This is a genomic window from Pararhizobium sp. DWP3-4 (assembly GCF_049898205.1).
Lineage (GTDB): Bacteria > Pseudomonadota > Alphaproteobacteria > Rhizobiales > Rhizobiaceae > Pararhizobium.
Genome location: NZ_JAFCXF010000003.1, coordinates 150,562 through 164,676, shown reverse-complemented (window position 1 = coordinate 164,676; position 14,115 = coordinate 150,562). Strand labels below are relative to the sequence as shown.

20 protein-coding genes and 1 pseudogene are annotated in these 14,115 nt (G+C 59.2%); 17 read left to right on the top strand and 4 right to left on the bottom strand.

Translation table 11 applies throughout. The features are described 5' to 3' along the window. Nucleotides 1–38 precede the first annotated feature (38 nt). The 8 genes from ACP7E6_RS10160 (at nt 39) to ACP7E6_RS10125 (ending at nt 4,781) form a co-directional block, all read left to right on the top strand. Entirely contained in the window at nt 39–650 is a 612-nt protein-coding gene (locus ACP7E6_RS10160; protein ID WP_426229664.1) for a 5-formyltetrahydrofolate cyclo-ligase, read from the top strand. Further along, on the top strand, nt 628–1,452 hold the full coding sequence (locus ACP7E6_RS10155; protein ID WP_426229663.1) for a TIGR00282 family metallophosphoesterase: 825 nt from the start codon (nt 628–630) through the stop codon (nt 1,450–1,452). The genes ACP7E6_RS10160 and ACP7E6_RS10155 overlap by 23 nt, the downstream gene beginning before the upstream one ends. A gap of 46 nt (nt 1,453–1,498) precedes the next feature. Beyond that, nucleotides 1,499–1,780, top strand: a complete 282-nt coding sequence (locus tag ACP7E6_RS10150) for a BrnT family toxin (RefSeq protein ID WP_426229935.1) — start codon at nt 1,499–1,501, stop codon at nt 1,778–1,780. After that, nucleotides 1,740–2,048, top strand: coding sequence for a BrnA antitoxin family protein (locus tag ACP7E6_RS10145; protein WP_426229662.1), 309 nt, complete (start codon nt 1,740–1,742; stop codon nt 2,046–2,048). Before ACP7E6_RS10150 ends, ACP7E6_RS10145 begins: the two co-directional genes overlap by 41 nt. A 115-nt stretch (nt 2,049–2,163) precedes the next feature. Then, nucleotides 2,164–3,003, top strand: a complete 840-nt coding sequence (locus ACP7E6_RS10140) for an MBL fold metallo-hydrolase (protein WP_426229661.1) — start codon at nt 2,164–2,166, stop codon at nt 3,001–3,003. A gap of 16 nt (nt 3,004–3,019) precedes the next feature. Then, entirely contained in the window at nt 3,020–3,499 is a 480-nt protein-coding gene (locus ACP7E6_RS10135) for a hypothetical protein (RefSeq protein WP_426229660.1), read from the top strand. Nucleotides 3,500–3,586: 87 nt separating this feature from the next. Next, the gene (locus ACP7E6_RS10130) at nt 3,587–4,333 is read left to right on the top strand and encodes a YebC/PmpR family DNA-binding transcriptional regulator (protein WP_426229659.1); all 747 of its coding nucleotides are present in this window, start codon (nt 3,587–3,589) and stop codon (nt 4,331–4,333) included. Between the two features lie 91 nt (nt 4,334–4,424). Then, complete coding sequence (locus tag ACP7E6_RS10125; protein ID WP_426229658.1) at nt 4,425–4,781, top strand: cupin domain-containing protein; 357 nt, start codon at nt 4,425–4,427, stop codon at nt 4,779–4,781. Nucleotides 4,782–4,826: 45 nt separating this feature from the next. Here ACP7E6_RS10125 and ACP7E6_RS10120 read toward each other — a convergent pair whose 3' ends face one another. Further along, nucleotides 4,827–5,828, bottom strand: coding sequence for an LLM class flavin-dependent oxidoreductase (locus tag ACP7E6_RS10120; RefSeq protein WP_426229657.1), 1,002 nt, complete (start codon nt 5,826–5,828; stop codon nt 4,827–4,829). A 172-nt stretch (nt 5,829–6,000) separates the two neighbouring features. On the opposite strand from ACP7E6_RS10120, the gene ruvC reads away from it, so the two are divergent. The 9 genes and pseudogenes from ruvC (at nt 6,001) to ACP7E6_RS10075 (ending at nt 11,051) form a co-directional block, all read left to right on the top strand. Beyond that, a complete protein-coding gene (gene ruvC / locus ACP7E6_RS10115) occupies nt 6,001–6,513 on the top strand; it encodes a crossover junction endodeoxyribonuclease RuvC (RefSeq protein WP_426229934.1) in 513 nt (170 codons plus the stop codon). Between the two features lie 57 nt (nt 6,514–6,570). Continuing rightward, nucleotides 6,571–6,822 (top strand): AbrB/MazE/SpoVT family DNA-binding domain-containing protein, encoded by a 252-nt coding sequence (locus ACP7E6_RS10110; protein WP_426229656.1) that lies wholly within the window; start codon nt 6,571–6,573, stop codon nt 6,820–6,822. Between the two features lie 2 nt (nt 6,823–6,824). Further along, nucleotides 6,825–7,238 carry a type II toxin-antitoxin system VapC family toxin gene (locus ACP7E6_RS10105; protein ID WP_426229655.1) on the top strand — a complete coding sequence of 138 codons (414 nt, stop codon included), beginning with the start codon at nt 6,825–6,827 and terminating at the stop codon, nt 7,236–7,238. 13 nt (nt 7,239–7,251) lie between these two features. Beyond that, the gene (gene ruvA, locus ACP7E6_RS10100; RefSeq protein ID WP_426229654.1) at nt 7,252–7,869 is read left to right on the top strand and encodes a Holliday junction branch migration protein RuvA; all 618 of its coding nucleotides are present in this window, start codon (nt 7,252–7,254) and stop codon (nt 7,867–7,869) included. Between the two features lie 74 nt (nt 7,870–7,943). Then, nucleotides 7,944–8,228 (top strand): AbrB/MazE/SpoVT family DNA-binding domain-containing protein, encoded by a 285-nt coding sequence (locus ACP7E6_RS10095; RefSeq protein WP_113241988.1) that lies wholly within the window; start codon nt 7,944–7,946, stop codon nt 8,226–8,228. Then, nucleotides 8,225–8,629, top strand: coding sequence for a PIN domain-containing protein (locus ACP7E6_RS10090; protein WP_426229653.1), 405 nt, complete (start codon nt 8,225–8,227; stop codon nt 8,627–8,629). Before ACP7E6_RS10095 ends, ACP7E6_RS10090 begins: the two co-directional genes overlap by 4 nt. Beyond that, entirely contained in the window at nt 8,626–9,666 is a 1,041-nt protein-coding gene (ruvB, locus tag ACP7E6_RS10085) for a Holliday junction branch migration DNA helicase RuvB (RefSeq protein WP_421873719.1), read from the top strand. The genes ACP7E6_RS10090 and ruvB overlap by 4 nt, the downstream gene beginning before the upstream one ends. Beyond that, nucleotides 9,667–10,539, top strand: coding sequence for a metallophosphoesterase (locus ACP7E6_RS10080; protein WP_426229652.1), 873 nt, complete (start codon nt 9,667–9,669; stop codon nt 10,537–10,539). Nucleotides 10,540–10,542: 3 nt separating this feature from the next. After that, nucleotides 10,543–11,051 (top strand): annotated as a pseudogene (locus ACP7E6_RS10075) (NUDIX hydrolase). A 36-nt stretch (nt 11,052–11,087) separates the two neighbouring features. Here ACP7E6_RS10075 and ACP7E6_RS10070 read toward each other — a convergent pair. The 3 genes from ACP7E6_RS10070 to ACP7E6_RS10060 are packed head-to-tail and all read right to left on the bottom strand — an operon-like array spanning nt 11,088 to nt 14,078. Continuing rightward, nucleotides 11,088–11,975 carry an NAD-dependent epimerase/dehydratase family protein gene (locus tag ACP7E6_RS10070; RefSeq protein ID WP_426229651.1) on the bottom strand — a complete coding sequence of 296 codons (888 nt, stop codon included), beginning with the start codon at nt 11,973–11,975 and terminating at the stop codon, nt 11,088–11,090. Between the two features lie 13 nt (nt 11,976–11,988). Beyond that, nucleotides 11,989–12,861 carry a glycosyltransferase gene (locus ACP7E6_RS10065; protein ID WP_426229650.1) on the bottom strand — a complete coding sequence of 291 codons (873 nt, stop codon included), beginning with the start codon at nt 12,859–12,861 and terminating at the stop codon, nt 11,989–11,991. After that, nucleotides 12,858–14,078: an NAD-dependent epimerase/dehydratase family protein gene (locus tag ACP7E6_RS10060; RefSeq protein WP_426229649.1), complete on the bottom strand. Its 1,221-nt coding sequence runs from the start codon at nt 14,076–14,078 to the stop codon at nt 12,858–12,860. Before ACP7E6_RS10060 ends, ACP7E6_RS10065 begins: the two co-directional genes overlap by 4 nt. Nucleotides 14,079–14,115: the final 37 nt, after the last annotated feature.

The following is a 14,115-nucleotide window of genomic DNA, read 5'->3' as shown; positions in this document are numbered from 1 at the left end:
CACTAGACATGAATGCTGGCAGACGGGAGAGCATGTCCATGACACCGAGGGAACTGAAAGCTGCGCTGCGTTTGGAACGTCTTGCGCTGCGCGATTCGATGACGCCGGAAGCGCGCATCGAGGCAGGTTTACGGATGCTCGACCATGCCGGCGATGTGATCGATTTTGAGCCAGGACAGGTGATTTCCGGCTTCTGGCCGATCCGCTCGGAGGTGGATATCCGGCCGCTGATGGCACGGTTGCGTGAGCGCGGCGCCCGGCTTTGCCTGCCGGCCATCATTGACAAGCAGACGATCGTTTTTCGTGAACTTGTACCCGGCGCCCCTATCGTGGAAACAGGGTTTGGTACGACCGGGCCAGCCGAAGACGCGCCGGTTCTCGATCCGGACATTATGCTTGTGCCCTTGGCTGCCTTCGACAGGACGGGCCACCGGATCGGCTATGGAGCTGGATATTACGACCGCGCCATCGAGCGTTTGCGCCTGAAAGGCCATATGCCGAGGCTGATCGGGATTGCATTTGACTGCCAGGAAGTGGCATCAGTGCCGGCGGAGCCGCATGATGTGGCGCTGGATGCCCTGCTGACCGAAAGCGGGTTCCGGATCTTCGGGCTAGGAATAAGCAATTATGAGACTTTTGTTTCTGGGTGACATGGTTGGCAAGACTGGCCGGACGGCGGTCTGGGAAAAACTGCCCGGCCTGATCAGCGACCTGAAACTCGATTTCGTCATCGTCAACGGCGAAAATGCCGCAGGCGGTTTCGGCATCACCGAAGATATCTTTCTCGAAACGATCAATGCCGGCGCCGATGTGGTGACCACCGGCAACCATGTCTGGGATCAGAAGGAAGCGGTTTCTTTCTGCCAGCGACACGACCAGTTCCTGAGGCCCGCCAATTATCCGGCCGGAACACCCGGGCGTGGCTCGAACCTCTATTTCGCCCGCAACGGCGCCCGCGTGCTCGTCGCCAATGTCATGGGCCGTGTCTTCATGCATCCGGAACTCGACGACCCCTTCAAGGCGGCCGAAAGCATTCTGGCCGCATGCCCGCTGAAGGAACAGGCCGACGCGATCATATTCGACTTCCATGCTGAGGCAACCAGCGAGAAGCAATGCTTTGGCCATTTCGTCGATGGCCGCGCCAGCTTTGTCGTCGGGACCCATACCCATGTCCCGACCGCTGACGCGCAGATTCTTAATGGCGGCACGGCTTACATGTCGGACGCTGGCATGTGCGGCGATTACGACTCGTCGCTCGGCATGGAAAAGGAAGAGCCGCTCAACCGCTTCATCTCCAAGATGCCGAAGGGCCGCTTCGAGGCCGCCTCCGGTCCGGCCACCCTCTGCGGAGTCGGTGTCGAGATTTCCGATCGCACGGGATTGGCCGAGAATATCGCGCCGCTGAGAATCGGGCCGCGGTTGGCCGAGACGATCCCCACGTTCTGGAGTTGAACTTTCCCTTTCATAATTTCACGCGATTAAATGTGATACAAAAATTATAAAAATCGTTTATGATGAGATCAAGCGGAAGCTCAATATAGAGAAGCACGGGTTTGATTTCGCTGATTTGACACTGGACTTTTTTGCGAGCGCCACGATCGTTCCGGTCAAGCAGGGACGATTGATGGCGATCGGAATCATGCGACCCGGCGTGATCGCCGTCGTCTTTGTCACTCTTGGTACGCAGGCCATTTCGATTGTCTCGCAACGCCTGGCAAGCAGAAAGGAAAGGTTGGCTCATGAACGTTCACAAGCCGCAAATCCCACCGCTGACGGATGAGCAGGAGGCTGACATTCAAAGAAAGATAGCCAGTGACCCGGACAACCCTGAAGCGACCGACGAAGAACTGTCGCAAGCGCGCCCTTTTGCCGAGGTGTTTCCCGAATTGATGGACAGTATCCGCCGTTCGCGCGGGCGCCCGGTTGTTGAAACACGCAAGCAGCAGATTTCTTTGCGGCTCGATCCCGATGTCATCGCGAAGTTCAAAGCGACGGGCAAGGGCTGGCAGGCGCGCGTCAACGAGATTTTGAAGCAGGCAAAACCCTAATCCAGCCATTATACTGATGACGTAATCGTGAGTGGCAGCTCGGCAATCGAGACTGGACCTTGCGCATCCGCTGTCTATCCTCAGCGTCCATGCCAACCTTGGTCCCATGAGGTGCATGATGCCGCGATTGATCCTGATTGCATTTGCCGCCATCGCTCTTTTGCACATTCTGTGGCTGATGCCAGCCCATGCGCAAAGCGCCCGTCCGCCTGTCAGCCAGTGCCAGGCGATCGCTAGGTCTCTTCCCGACGTTACCTTCGCCAGTTTCAAGCCGTCGTCCGCCTTTGGCGTTCAGGCCGTGGCCGACGACAAGGTCGTTATCACCTATGTCGGCCATTCGACGTTTCTGATCGAGACGCCGGGCGGCGTTTCGATCGCCACGGATTACAGCGGCTGGTATGCGCCACCGAAGGTGCCGGATGTGGTGACGATGAACAAAGCGCATTCCAGTCACTATACGCTGACGCCGGACCCGGCGATCAGCCAAGTGCTCCACGGGTGGGGTGATAACGGGCAACCGGCGGATCACGATGTCGTTGTCGGTGACGCCTATATCCGCAATGTCACGACGGATATCCGCTCGGGCGGCGCCGTGATGGAGCCGGACGGCAATTCGATCTTCATCTTCGAGGTGGCGGGCCTTTGCATCGGCCATCTCGGGCATCTGCATCATGAACTCGACGATACCGATTATGCCGAGATCGGCAGGCTCGATGTGCTGATGGTGCCGGTCGATGGCGGCCTGACGATGGGGGCGCAAAGCATGAGCCGGGTGGTGACGCGGCTGCGCTCGTCGCTGATCCTGCCGATGCACCGCCGCGGCCCGCCGGTCACAAGCTTCCTGCAGATGTTCGGGGATGGTTTCGACAAGAGTTTTTCCGCGCAGGCAAGCGTAACGGTCTCCATGCGTTCCTTGCCAAAGAAGCCGCTGATTTATATTCTGCAGGGCGTCTGACCCTGGGGACCCTGGAATGAAGTTTTTCGCCGCTTGCCTTCTTGCCGTTCTTTCCATGACAACTCAGGTTCTTGCCGACGGCGCCCCGCCGCCGCGTTTGCCCGCTGCGGAAGGCGGCAAGACGCCTATCACCGTGCCGGAGACGACAACGTTCGGCCGGCAGGAAGAGTTCGTTCTGCCCTCCGGCAATATCGGCTGCATCTATACGCCTGAAGGCGGCACGGAGGTGTATCAGCCAGCGGACGGCGGTCCGGAACTGTCCTGTGATCGCGTCGAGCCCCATTATGTCCGCGCGACATTGTCCCGCAAAGGGGCTGCCGCGCTTGTCAAAGATGTCGGCGATCCGAGTTGCTGCTCGGCAGGCCCCGTGCTCGATTATGGTCAGAGCTGGGCTGCAGGGCCCTTTTCCTGTCTTTCGACCCGAACCGGGCTGTCCTGCGAGCGCAGCGACGGCCATTCGTTCTTTCTCAGCCGCAAGCGGCTTGTCGCCAACTGAAAAAAGGCGGCCCCTTCTGGACGCAATGCGCCAATGAAACTATAAGGCGGCCAATTCCAAACATGACTAGCATGAGAAGAGGGCGCCATGGCCGGCCATTCACAGTTTAAAAACATCATGCACCGCAAGGGCCGTCAGGACGCCGTGCGGTCGAAAATGTTCTCCAAGCTCGCACGCGAAATTACCGTTGCGGTCAAGGGCGGTCTGCCCGACCCGACGATGAATGCCCGCCTGCGCCTGGCGATCCAGAACGCCAAGGCACAGTCGATGCCGAAGGACAATATCGAGCGCGCCATCAAGAAGGGCTCGGGTGCCGACGGCGAGAACTACGAAGAAGTCCGTTACGAAGGCTATGGCCCGGGCGGCGTTGCCGTCATCGTCGAGGCTCTGACGGACAACCGCAACCGCACCGCCTCCAATGTCCGCTCGACCTTCACCAAGGCCGGCGGCGCGCTGGGCGAAACCGGCTCGGTTTCGTTCTCGTTCGATCGTGTCGGCGAGATTTCCTACAAGCTTTCGGTTGGCGATGCCGACACGGTGATGGAAGCGGCAATCGAGGCCGGTGCCGAGGACGTGACGACCGACGAGGACGGCCACTTCATCATCTGCGGCTTCGAGGATATCGGCGACGTTTCCAAGGCGCTTGAAGCGACGCTCGGCGAAGCCGATACCGTCAAGGCGATCTGGAAGGCCCAGAACACCGTGCCGGTCGACGAAGAACGCGCCCAGTCGCTGATGAAGCTGATCGACACGCTGGAAGACGACGATGACGTGCAGAACGTTTACACCAACTTCGAAGTGTCCGACGAAGTGATGGCCAAGCTTTCGGCCTAAATTGCGCCGGTTCACGTCACCGCCTGTCGGAATTGGCAATCCAGTTCGGGCAGTTGGGCATTAGGCTCCTCATTTTCGAGAGGATGTTGATATGCAGACCGTGACGAAACTCGCGACACCCGTTCCCGCAGACGGGGATCCGGCAACACTGGCTGGTTGGGTTGTTGTCGCGGGTAATCCTTCGATGAAAACCTGGGCACTGCACACATCGTCTGACGGGTCGATGGTATCGGGCTTTTGGGAAGCGACGCCCGGCACCTACCACGCGACCTACACGGCCTATGAGTTCGTGCACATGATCGCCGGCAAGATCATCATCACACCGGATGGCGGCACGCCCGTCACGGTCTCCGCCGGCGATGCCTTCGTCGTCGAGGCCGATTTCAAGGGCACGTGGGAAATCCTTGAAACCGTGCGCAAGCATTTCGATTTCAAGGTTTCAGCCTGATCTAAGCTTGAGGTGATGGATACCCCGGATTTGTCCGGGGTATTTTTATGCCGCCTTTGCCAGTCGCTGCTGCGCATCTGCAAACAGCCGCACCGATTTCAGCCGCGCATCCATATCGTAGATCGGCATGGAGACAATCACTTCGTCGGCGTCCGTCTGGTCGATGAACCGGTCGAGCTTCGTTTTGATCGTCTCCGGCCCGCCGACGACTGCATAGGTCATGGCGTGATCGACGAAGATTTTCTCATTGTCGCTCCAGAGATCGTCCATCGAATCGACCGGTGGCGGAAACTGACCGCGGGCATTGCGGCGCAGCGCCACGAAAGACTGCTGCATCGAGGTGAAGAGGTGGTCGGCCTCGGCATCGCTATCGGCAGCGACGCCCATGATGCCGACCATGGCATAGGGCTGGTCGAGATATTGCGACGGCTCGAAACGCTCGCGGTAGATTTCCAACGCCGACAGGAGCATGTCCGGAGCGAAATGCGAGGCGAAGGCGAAGGGCAGGCCAAGCATGCCGGCCAGATGCGCACTGAAATGGCTTGAGCCGAGCAGCCAGATCGGCACATTGCTATCGGCGCCGGGCACGGCGATCAGGTCCTGGCCATCTTGAATCGGACCGAGCAGCGCCTGCAGTTCAATCACGTCATTGGGGAAATTGTTGGCGCTCGCTTCCATGTTGCGGCGAAGCGCCGATGCGGTGCGCATGTCCGTTCCCGGCGCGCGGCCAAGGCCAAGGTCGATGCGGCCCGGATAGAGCGCGGCCAGCGTTCCGAACTGCTCGGCAATCACCAGCGGAGAATGGTTGGGCAGCATGATGCCGCCGGAGCCGACGCGAATGGTCTTGGTGCCGGCCGCCACATGCGAAATGACGATGGCGGTCGCCGCACTGGCGATGCCCTTCATGCCGTGATGCTCGGCCAGCCAGAAGCGCTTGTAGCCGTATACCTCGGCTTCCTGCGCCAGCCGGCGGGAATTTTCCAGGGCTTGGGAGGCGGTCGACCCCTGCGTGATCGGGGAGAGGTCGAGGATCGAAAAGGGCACCATGGGAAAAGCCTTCGATGAATGGAATTGATAGAAGTGTATGTAAGATCGAATTTCGTAAATCCAAGCCTGACGATGACATGTGATGAGGCCGTATCGCCAAATTGTGGTGGATGTTTTTGTTTTGTTCACATTTTTCTGGCAGCGTCCGGGCATGAGTATTAAGCTTCCGACCATGCACAACACGATTCGAATCATTGGCATCGATCCAGGCCTGCGTCGCACCGGCTGGGGTGTCATCGATACGTTCGGCAATTCGCTGCGCTTCGTCGCTTCCGGAACCGTTACCTCGGATGGCGAGATGGACCTTGCGTCGCGGCTTTGCCAGCTGCATGACGGTCTGGTTGACGTTATTCACACCCATAAGCCGGATGAGGCTGCCGTCGAGCAGACCTTCGTCAACAAGGACGCGGTGGCGACGCTGAAGCTCGGCCAGGCGCGCGGTATCGCCATGCTGGTGCCGGCCCGAGCCGGTCTGCAGGTGGCCGAATATGCGCCGAACGCGGTGAAAAAGGCCGTGATCGGTGTTGGCCACGGTGAAAAAAAGCAGATCCACATGATGCTGAAAATCCTGATGCCGAAGGCAGAATTCAAAGGCGACGATGCTGCGGATGCCTTGGCGATCGCCATCTGCCACGCCCACAATCGCGGCGGCGCGCGGATGCGCATGGCAGCGCTCGCCGGCTAGTTTGTTCTTGACTTGTTCTTCTGGTAAGGATATTTCTTACTTTGAAGGAGAATGTTGATGCGTGTCACATCCAAAGGCCAAGTGACCATACCCAGGGACTTGCGCGAGTTGGCGGGCATAGCCCCGAATAGCGACGTGCTGTTTTCGATGGAAGGCGGCAAGCTGACCATCGTTCCCAAAGATGGCCATCAGGAGCAGGAAGACCGTCTGCGCCTCGAACGGTTCCTTGAAAGTCTGCAACGGCTGGAGGGGACGGGTGATCAGGCTATCGATGCAGACGCGCTAATGAGCATGACGCGGGACCACTGATCATGGCGACTTTGGTAGATACGAATGTTCTGGTCGATATCGCCGTCCGCGATCCTATTTGGCTTGGTTGGTCGAAGGCACAGCTCCTGTCTGCCGCGAAGCGTGGAGCAATCGTCATCAATCCAATTATATATTCCGAGTTTTCCGTGCGTTATCAGCGCATGGAAGATGTAGATTTGCTGCTGCCCGAGCCCGATTACAGCCGGGAAAACCTTCCTTGGACGGCTGCCTTTGCAGCGGGTGCCGCCTTTCGGAGATACAAGCAAGCAGGCGGCGGACGCGATCGGGTGCTGCCGGATTTTCTCATCGGCGCCCATGCGGCCATTCGTGGGCACACCATTTTGACCCGCGATCCAAAGGGTTATCGTGCCTACTTCCCCTCCGTCGAATTGATCACCCCAGACACTCACCCATGAAGGATTTTGCGCCATGATCGGCAAGCTCAAGGGAACGATCGACGAGATTGGCGACGACCATGTCGTGGTGGACGTTCATGGCGTCGGCTACGTCGCCCATTGTTCGTCGCGAACATTGTCGAAGATTGGTTCGGCCGGTGAGGCTGTGGTGCTGTTCATCGAGACCTATGTGCGCGAGGACCAGTTGCGGCTGTTCGGCTTTCTGTCGGCACTGGAGCGGGAATGGTTCCGGCTGTTGCAGAGCGTTCAAGGCGTCGGCTCCAAGGTGGCGCTGGCCGTTCTTTCGGTGCTGACGCCGGGCGAACTGGCCAATGCCATTGCACTACAGGACAAGACGGCGGTGTCGCGCGCGCCGGGCGTCGGGCCGAAGGTCGCGGTGCGCATTGTTACCGAATTGAAGAACAAGGCACCGGCCTTCGCCGGCGATGCGGATGCTAATATTGGCCTGAAGCAGGAGCTGGGCGAAGGCGTTGCCTCGGCGCCAGTCTCCGATGCGGTATCGGCGCTGAGCAATCTCGGCTATTCACGAGATCAGGCGGCCAATGCCGTGGCAGCGGCCTTGAAGAATGGCGGCGAGGGGCTGGACAGCGCCAAGCTGATCCGGTTGGGGCTGAAGGAATTGGCACGGTGATTTGGAGGAATTTTGGAAATTCCTCCAAATCTGATATTATCCGCCGAATGCCATTCTTTCTGAAGGATTTCTCAATGCAGTGGGAAATGACTATTTCTGCCAAAGGGCAAGTCACCATCCCGAAGGAGATGCGCGAATTGCTTGATCTGCGGCCGGGGGATCAATTGATTTACAGTATGATCGATGGGCACGTTGTCATCACGCCGAAGAATGTCGACTTCAACGATCTGGCCGGTCTTTTGGGTAAGGCACCGAATGGGCCAGCCACGTTGGAGGAAATCGACCATACGGTTCGGAAGGCTGCGGGTGCAAACGTGACCGACATGAAGGGCGATGCCGAGACGGGCGTCGCGGCATGAAGACCTTTGGTCTCGACACGAATATAGTTCTGCGGCTCATCGTTGATGACGATCCTGCTCAGCGTCGTGCCGCTTTGACCTTTGGCGCTGGTCTTGGTCGCGAACACAGCGCTTTCCTGTCGTTGATCAGCCTAATCGAGTTGGACTGGGCGCTGCGATCGCAATACGGCTTTCAGAAAGCAGACGTTGCGACCGTGATTGACAAGCTTTTACACACACGTGGATTGACGATAGAGCATCACAGCATGGTCGTTCGGGCTCTCAGGCTGGTAGAGAGCAGCAATGCGGATTTTGCCGATACCTTGATCGCCTGCCGCTCGCTGGACGAAGGCTGCCTGTCTATCAAGACTTTCGATAAAAAGGCCGCAGGGAAAATACCCGGAATGGAACTTCTCGCATGACCGATGCCGCACGTTTGATCACCCCGGAAAAGCGCGGCGAGGACCTCGATACGACGCTGCGCCCGCAATCGCTGGACGAGTTTACCGGCCAGGCGGAGGCGCGCGCCAATCTGAAGGTGTTCATAGAGGCGGCGAAGAACCGGGGCGAGGCGCTGGATCATGTGCTGTTCGTCGGGCCGCCCGGCCTTGGCAAGACTACATTGGCGCAGATCATGGCCAAGGAGCTTGGTGTCAATTTTCGTTCGACATCCGGCCCGGTGATCGCCAAGGCTGGTGACCTTGCGGCACTTTTGACCAACCTTGAAGACCGGGATGTGCTGTTCATCGACGAAATTCACCGGTTGAACCCGGCCGTAGAGGAAATCCTCTACCCGGCGATGGAGGATTTTCAGCTCGACCTGATCATCGGCGAGGGCCCGGCGGCCCGGTCGGTGAAGATCGACCTGTCGAAATTCACGCTGGTAGCGGCCACCACCCGGCTCGGGCTTTTGACGACGCCGCTGCGCGACCGTTTCGGCATTCCGGTGCGGTTGAACTTCTATACGGTGGAAGAACTGGAATCGATCGTCCGTCGTGGCGCCCGGCTAATGGGGCTGGGTATTACCGAAGATGGTGCGCGCGAAATCGCCCGCCGGGCGCGCGGCACGCCGCGTATTGCCGGACGGCTGTTGCGCCGGGTGCGGGATTTTGCCGAGGTTGCAAAGGCCGAAGCCGTCACCAAACAGATCGCCGATGAGGCGCTGACACGGCTTCTGGTCGACAATATGGGGCTCGACCAACTCGACAAGCGCTACCTGACGATGATTGCACTCAATTTTGGCGGCGGTCCGGTCGGCATTGAAACAATTGCCGCAGGTCTGTCCGAACCCCGCGATGCGATCGAGGACATCATCGAACCCTACATGATCCAGCAGGGTTTCATCCAGCGGACCCCACGGGGGCGTATTTTAACCGCAAACGCATGGAAACACCTTGGATTGCAGGTGCCGAAGGATCTGGAAGCCACGCAGTTCCGCCTGTTCCAAGAGGATGATTGATTGTTGACGCGGCGCAGCTTTGTCAGAACGCTTGGCGCACTGATGTTGTCGGGCGTGGCGTCCGGCGCTTATGCCGTGGGGATAGAGCCAGTGGGACGGCCGCGGGTCGCACGGTATCATCTGTTGCCAAACAAATGGCCGGCCGGGCTGAAGTTGCGGCTGGTGATCCTGGCCGATCTGCATGCCTGCAGGCCTTGGATGCCACCGCGCCGGATCGGCGACATCTGTGCGCAGGCCAATGCGCTTGATGGCGACATGATCCTGCTGTTGGGCGACTTTCTCTCCGGAATGCGCATGGGGGGCAACTGGGTAACATCCGATGAGTGGGCGGTCGAGCTTGCCCGCCTTGCGGCGCCTCTCGGTGTTCACGCGGTGATGGGAAATCATGACTGGATCGATGATCCCGATGCAATGATCGCAGGCATGGGGCCAACGATCGTGCACAAGGCTCTTTCCTCGATCAATGTCCCTGTCTACGAAAACCAGGCAGCCCGTTTCGAAAAGGACGGCAAAGGGTTTTGGCTGGCAGGTCTTGCCGACCAGATCGGGCCGCGCGAAGGCCTCGACGATTTACCGGGAACCTTGGCGCAGGTCACCGACGAAGCGCCGGTTATCCTGATGGCGCACGAGCCGGATGTTTTTCCAGCGGTGCCGGACAGGGTGTCGGTGACATTGTCGGGGCATACGCATGGCGGGCAGATCCGCCTGTTTGGCTATTCGCCGATCGTGCCTTCGCGCTACCGCAACCGGTACGCTTATGGGCATGTGGTGGAGGACGATCGTAACCTGATCGTTTCAGGTGGGCTCGGCTGCTCCATTGCCCCCATCCGTTTCGGCTCCCCGCCGGAAATCGTCGTCGTCGAACTTGGATAGGCCATGCCCAAACGAAAGATGATCCGGATGGATGGGCCGCAGAGACAGCGGTTCAATTTTCGCATTGCAGGCCTTGGCTTTCGCGACGGTTACGTTCTGGTGCATCGGGCAGTGCATGAGGATTTCTGGACATTTCCGGGCGGGCGGGCAGAGATTGGCGAGACGTCGGTTGAAACATTGAAGCGCGAAATGATCGACGAACTCGGCGTCGAGGTCAGCGTCGGGCGCATGCTCTGGACGGTCGAAAACTTCTTTCGCTACGAGGAGCGCATTATCACGAGATCGGCTTCTACTACGAGATGGAAATTCCCGCGCGGTTTCCGTTTCATCCCAGCGATATCGTTCATCGCTTGCGGGACGGCAAGAACGACCTGGAATTCAAATGGGTGAAAGCTACCAAGGCGGCGCTGACGGCGCTTGATATCCCGCCCTATTTTATCGCCGAACAGATCAAGGCCTTGCCGCAGACACCGGTCCATATCATCTGGGATGACGGCGATCTCGATCGGTAGATCACAGCGCCCGGCACACGGCCGGACACTGCCGGGCTAAGCCAGCTGTCCTATCGTCGCTCTGAGCAACTCCAAGCCACCCGGCTTCCAGCCCAGCGCCTCAATCTTGCAGGTGCCCATCGGGTTGCAGGCTGCCCTGTCCCCGGGGGGCGGCAGGGGATGCGGACAGTGCGTTGCGCGCTGCAGAATCGACAGGATTTCACGGGTGTCGGTCACGACATCGGAGACGTTGAAGGTTTCTCCGTTGATCCGCACGCTGTCCGCTTCCAGCATCAGCCGCACGGCCCGGGCAACATCGTCGCCGTGTACTTCGGTGCTGGCGCGCGGCGTAATGGGCTTGCCGCCAAGGTAGTCCTCAAACAGCCTGGCCCATTTATGACGACGCCCGGGTCCTGTGGGGCCGTAAATGCCGGTTGCCCGCAGGCTTGCGGTGACGAAGCCATGGCCGCAGAGGGAAAGCAGGCTGCGCTCCGCCTGCAGCTTGACTTCGCCATAGAGCGTGTCCGGCTTGCCGTGCATATCCTCTGTCAAGAGCGTGCCGGGCGGTTGCTGGCCATAGGCGGCGCGACTCGACAGGAAAACGCAGCGGCGTACGCCGGCGTCGCGGGCGGTTTCGAAAAGCCGCACGGTGCCGTCAAGATTGGCGCGTTGAAATCCTTCGGGATCATCCCCTTCGCCATCGCGATATTTTCCGGGCACATGATCAAAGGCGGCATGAACGAAATAATAGACATGATCGAAGGCTTCGATCTGCTCGGCATCCGGATCGAGCCGCAGCGGCACGAAAGCGACATCCTTGGAAAAGAAGCCCGGTTCGGGCGCGGTGCGGCCGCCGACGGTGACTTTGTAGCCATTGGCCAGCAGGTGCTCGACGATGAAGCGGCCGGCATAGCCGGTGCCGCCGGAAACGAGAACGCGTGTCATAAGCTTCCTGATGTCACTCCGGGCTTTGCGGGCTCGGGTTTGGCAGATCGGCAATGGACGGAATAGCCTTGCCGCTGAAAAAAGCATGCCAGAGATTGATCAGCGGTCGCAGTCTTTCCGCTTTTGGATGGTCCTTTTCCCACGGTTTTTCATATTGATAATGCAGCACACTGATGGATGACCAATCCCACAGCGCCGGCATGGTAAACCAGACATATTGCAGCATATTCATCGTGACAGGGAGCCCGTGCCATTCCGGGAAAAAATCCTGCAGAAAAGTCTGGTCGGTGCGCGGCCAGAAGGTATCCGGCGCATCCAGTCGTGCCAGCATGGCGTCGAACGTCTGGAGAGAGGGCGTGGCGACGAAGACCCCGGAGTTCAGCCGATGGAAATCAGCAAGGCTCTCATGAACGTTGGGCGCTGCGGAAAATTCCGGATAGTCGAAATAGCGGTCGATGTTTTTCAGGACCAGCGCATCGGCATCGATGAAGATACAGCGCTCGTAGCCAGTTAGTTGCCAAAGCCGCAGCTTGCAGAAATTGTCGAGCGGCGAGTGAAAGTCAGGCTTGCGCCCTTTGGTGAAGGGGGTCGTGCTGTGAATGCTCTTGCGTGCATGCCGGACGTTGAAAGCGTCCGAGAGCGGCAGAAGCTCGATGGCGACACACCGGCAGCCGAAGTCGCAGAGTGGTTTCAAAGCCTGCTGATCGACACCGCCGGTGTGGAGAACAACGATATCGGCCTTCGTTCCCGTCAGGCGGATCGAGCGGGCAAGCGCCGTTGCACCCATCGCGTAGTCCGCATTCGTTACCAGCGTCACGAATGCATACCGCGATCCGGCAGGGGCGGAGGGAGCGACACCGTCTGAGGCAGCAACGGATTGCATCATGAAACCGATTTCAGCCTTTTTCCTTCCGGATCGTGATTGATCCTGGCGGCAATGTCCTTGGTCCAGGCTGAAACAGCAGGCACGCAGCTGCGATCGACACGGTAGGCGTACTTCTTGCCGACATCGACGATTTCCGCAAGCAGGCCGTCCTGCAGCGTGATCGGGTTGAGGCCGAGCTGGCGGAATTTTTCGTTGCGCACGACCAGATCGTTTTCGGCCGCTTCCTTGCGCGGATTGGGCAGCCAGGCGATATCCGAACCGGTCAGGCCGGCGATCATTTCGGCAAGGTCACGGATCCGGTGCGTCTCGGTCATCTGGTTGAAAATCTCGACGCGCGCGCCGCGCTGGGGCGGGTTTTTCAATGCCAGTTCGATGCAGCGCACCGAATCCTGGATGTGGATGAAGGCGCGGGTCTGGCCGCCGGTGCCATGCACGGTCAGCGGATAGCCGATCGCCGCCTGGATCAGAAAGCGATTGAGCACGGTGCCGTAGTCGCCGTCATAGTCGAAACGGTTGATCAGCTGCTCGTGGCGGCGGGTCTGTTCGGTATGCGTGCCCCAGACGATGCCCTGATGAAGGTCGGTGATCCGCAGGCTGTCGTTCTTGGCATAGAACTGGAACAGCAGCTGATCGAGGCATTTGGTCATGTGGTAGATCGAGCCGGGATTGGCCGGATAGAGGATATCCTGCTTCGCCGTCTCGCCGCTTTGTGTTTCGATGCCGACTGGAAGGTAGCCTTCCGGAATGGCTGCGCCGACCGTCGAATAGCCATAGACGCCCATGGTGCCGAGATGGACCAGATGGGCGTCGAGGCCGATCTCGACCAGCGCGTTCAGCAGGTTATGGGTGGCGTTGACGTTGTTGTTGACCGTGTAGTTCTTGTGGCGGTCGCTTTTCATCGAATAGGGCGCGGCGCGCTGCTCGGCAAAATGGATGACGGCATCCGGCCGGTTTTCGGCGAGCCAGTTTTTCAAGAGTTCGTAGTCCCGGGCCAGATCGATCAGGTGGAAATGGATACGCCGGCCGGTCTCGGCATGCCAGATGCGGGTGCGTTCCTGAATGCTGTCCATCGGGGTTAGCGACTGCACGCCGAGCTCGGTGTCTATCCAGCGGCGCGAGAGGTTGTCGATAATGTGGATGTCATGTCCGGCATCGGACAGATGCAGGGCTGTCGGCCAACCGACAAAGCCGTCACCGCCAAGGACTGCAATCTTCATGCGCCAATCTCCAGTGGGATGGAAGTCATGCGCCGGT

What these genes read in the sequence shown, in the direction of transcription:
- ACP7E6_RS10160 (WP_426229664.1), top strand. Translation starts at nt 39, where the DNA reads ATGACACCGAGGGAACTGAAAGCTGCGCTGCGTTTGGAACGTCTTGCG.
- ACP7E6_RS10155 (WP_426229663.1), top strand. Translation starts at nt 628, where the DNA reads ATGAGACTTTTGTTTCTGGGTGACATGGTTGGCAAGACTGGCCGGACG.
- ACP7E6_RS10145 (WP_426229662.1), top strand. Translation starts at nt 1,740, where the DNA reads ATGAACGTTCACAAGCCGCAAATCCCACCGCTGACGGATGAGCAGGAG.
- ACP7E6_RS10140 (WP_426229661.1), top strand. Translation starts at nt 2,164, where the DNA reads ATGATGCCGCGATTGATCCTGATTGCATTTGCCGCCATCGCTCTTTTG.
- ACP7E6_RS10135 (WP_426229660.1), top strand. Translation starts at nt 3,020, where the DNA reads ATGAAGTTTTTCGCCGCTTGCCTTCTTGCCGTTCTTTCCATGACAACT.
- ACP7E6_RS10130 (WP_426229659.1), top strand. Translation starts at nt 3,587, where the DNA reads ATGGCCGGCCATTCACAGTTTAAAAACATCATGCACCGCAAGGGCCGT.
- ACP7E6_RS10125 (WP_426229658.1), top strand. Translation starts at nt 4,425, where the DNA reads ATGCAGACCGTGACGAAACTCGCGACACCCGTTCCCGCAGACGGGGAT.
- ACP7E6_RS10120 (WP_426229657.1), bottom strand. Translation starts at nt 5,828, where the DNA reads ATGGTGCCCTTTTCGATCCTCGACCTCTCCCCGATCACGCAGGGGTCG.
- ruvC (WP_426229934.1), top strand. Translation starts at nt 6,001, where the DNA reads ATGCACAACACGATTCGAATCATTGGCATCGATCCAGGCCTGCGTCGC.
- ACP7E6_RS10110 (WP_426229656.1), top strand. Translation starts at nt 6,571, where the DNA reads ATGCGTGTCACATCCAAAGGCCAAGTGACCATACCCAGGGACTTGCGC.
- ACP7E6_RS10105 (WP_426229655.1), top strand. Translation starts at nt 6,825, where the DNA reads ATGGCGACTTTGGTAGATACGAATGTTCTGGTCGATATCGCCGTCCGC.
- ruvA (WP_426229654.1), top strand. Translation starts at nt 7,252, where the DNA reads ATGATCGGCAAGCTCAAGGGAACGATCGACGAGATTGGCGACGACCAT.
- ACP7E6_RS10095 (WP_113241988.1), top strand. Translation starts at nt 7,944, where the DNA reads ATGCAGTGGGAAATGACTATTTCTGCCAAAGGGCAAGTCACCATCCCG.
- ACP7E6_RS10090 (WP_426229653.1), top strand. Translation starts at nt 8,225, where the DNA reads ATGAAGACCTTTGGTCTCGACACGAATATAGTTCTGCGGCTCATCGTT.
- ruvB (WP_421873719.1), top strand. Translation starts at nt 8,626, where the DNA reads ATGACCGATGCCGCACGTTTGATCACCCCGGAAAAGCGCGGCGAGGAC.
- ACP7E6_RS10070 (WP_426229651.1), bottom strand. Translation starts at nt 11,975, where the DNA reads ATGACACGCGTTCTCGTTTCCGGCGGCACCGGCTATGCCGGCCGCTTC.
- ACP7E6_RS10065 (WP_426229650.1), bottom strand. Translation starts at nt 12,861, where the DNA reads ATGATGCAATCCGTTGCTGCCTCAGACGGTGTCGCTCCCTCCGCCCCT.
- ACP7E6_RS10060 (WP_426229649.1), bottom strand. Translation starts at nt 14,078, where the DNA reads ATGAAGATTGCAGTCCTTGGCGGTGACGGCTTTGTCGGTTGGCCGACA.